1 protein-coding gene is annotated in these 2,283 nt (G+C 67.5%); it reads left to right on the forward strand.

What is annotated here, in order from left to right; all coding sequences use genetic code 11:
- The first annotated feature begins 544 nt into the window (after positions 1–544).
- The gene (locus tag AB0B01_RS30600) at positions 545–1,714 is read left to right on the forward strand and encodes an acyltransferase (protein WP_361726184.1); all 1,170 of its coding nucleotides are present in this window, start codon (positions 545–547) and stop codon (positions 1,712–1,714) included.
- Positions 1,715–2,283: the final 569 nt, after the last annotated feature.

The following is a 2,283-nucleotide window of genomic DNA, read 5'->3' on the forward strand; positions in this document are numbered from 1 at the left end:
GCTTCGCGATGGCCTTCGGCCACCCTTGACTGCCCGGCCCGCCCCGGAAAGACAACAGACTGCCGGGAAGCCCCCGGGGAATGGCCGGGGGGGACAGTCCAGGAGCGGGCCCGTCAGCGATGCACGGGCTGGTTCCGGTTGCCATGTCCCCATTCGGGGTCGACCGGTCCCCTTTCCGAGCCCAGGCCGGGTCAAGCCGCAGCCGACGCCAATCAGATGACCATCCGGGACCGGCAGGGGTCACCATCGCGTCAGATCGCTACACAGTCGGTCTCGGCATGGCGTCCGGCGGCCGTCCGGGGTCGCTCATAGGCCGCCACAGATCGCTACACAGCCGATCTTGGTTTGGCGGCCTGCGGACCGGCCTGGGCTGGGCATAGGCCGCGTACAGATCGCTACACAGCCGTCTCGGTTCGGCGGCCGGCCGCCGTCTGGGGCCCAGGTGGAGGTTGGGTGCGGCTCTTGAGTGCGCCACGAGCATGCGTCGGTACAAAGAGCGGTGTAAATCCCGACCCAGGCCTCGGCCCCCGAGAACGGAAACCCCATGGCCACTGACCAAGTACTGGCCGGCTCCGCTCCGGCCGTCGAAAGCGGCGAAGCCCTTCAGCCGAAGCGGCCGCGAGTATCCCGGTTGCCCTCGCTCACCGGGTTGCGATTCCCCGCCGCGCTGGCCGTGTTCGCCCATCATGCGTTCCTTCCCATACCCCCGCTGCGGCTGCTGGCCGACGACGACACCGAGTACCGCCTGGCCGGCTGGTTCGCTCAGGCAGGCGGGCTGGGGGTGTCGTTCTTCTTCGTGCTCAGCGGGTTCGTACTGGCCTGGTCGGCGCGGGACGGTGACACGACGACGGGGTTCTGGCGACGCAGATTCGTCAAGATCTACCCGAACTACGTGGTCACCTGGGCGCTCACCATGGTGCTGTTCGCGGCCTTCTACACCCCCGCGCGCGTGGCCATCGCCAACCTGTTCATGGTTCAGGTGTGGTGGCCCGCCTACTTCACCAACTTCAGTGTGGACGCCCCGAGTTGGTCGCTGGCAGTGGAAGCCGTCTTCTACCTGTGCTTCCCGCTGCTGCTGCGGGTCTTCAAGCGCATCGATCCCCGCGACCTGAAGTACTGGATCGCCGGGGCGATCGCAGCTGTGGTGGCGACCCCCGCGCTGGCGTACGCCCTGTTCCCGAGTACTCCGCGGGTGCCCAGCGGTCATGACACCTCGGTCTCGCAGTACTGGTTCAGCTACGTGCTGCCGCCGGTCCGGCTGGTCGACTTCGCGCTCGGCATCCTCGTCGCGCTCGCGGTGAAGCACGGCCGCTGGCGCAACATCGGCATGGTCTGGTCGACCCTGCTGCTCGTCGGTGGTTACGCACTGACCTTCCACGTGCCCTACCTCTACGGCCAGCGCGCCACGATGATCCTGCCGATCGTGCTGCTGATCGCAGCCACGGCGATCGCGGACGTCGAGGACCGCTTCACGTGGTTCCGGAGCCGCACGATGGTCTGGCTGGGTGAGATCTCCTTCGCCTTCTACCTCCTGCATTACACCGTGATGTGCTCACTGCGCTGGGCACTCGGTACCGAGATGTACTCCAATGCCGTCGGCATCTCCCTGCTGATAGGCACAGCCGTCGTCACGGTGCTGCTCTCCTGGGCGCTCTACGCCCTGGTGGAAACCCCCCTCGTACGCCGATACAGCCGCCCGCGGAGCCGCGCCTGACCCCGCAAGTCGGCCCGGGTGGCATCCCCGCCACCCGGGCCCTCCCATGCCGAGTTTCTCGTCATCCCGCTCAGTCAACCGCCCCCTGGCGACGGAAACGTGGTCATAGTCGGCCGCCGGACGCACGCCGGTACCAGCTGTGCAGCGATCTGTGGCGGCTATGAGCGACCCCAGACGGCCCGCGGACGCTGTGCCGACATCGGCTGTGTAGCGATCTGTGGCGGCCTATGAACAACCCCAGACGGTCGTCGGCCGCCAAACCAAGATCAGCTGTGTAGCGATCTATGGCGGCCTATGAGCGACCCCAGACGGGCCGCGGACGCTAACGCCGAGACCAGCTGTGTAGCGATTTGAGGCGATGGTGGCCCCTTCCGGTCCCGGCTGCCCATCTGATTGGCCTCGTCTGCGGCTTGACCCGGCCTGGGCTCGGAAAGGGGACCGGTCGACCCCGAATGGGGACATGGCAACCGGAACCGGCCCGTGGATCGCTGACGGGCCCGCTCCTGGACTGTCACCCCCCGGCCATTCCCCGGGGGCTTCCCGGCAGTCTGTTGTCTTTCCGGGGCGGG

The sequence above is a fragment of the Streptomyces sp. NPDC044571 genome (assembly GCF_040647115.1).
Taxonomy (GTDB): Bacteria; Actinomycetota; Actinomycetes; order Streptomycetales; family Streptomycetaceae; genus Streptomyces.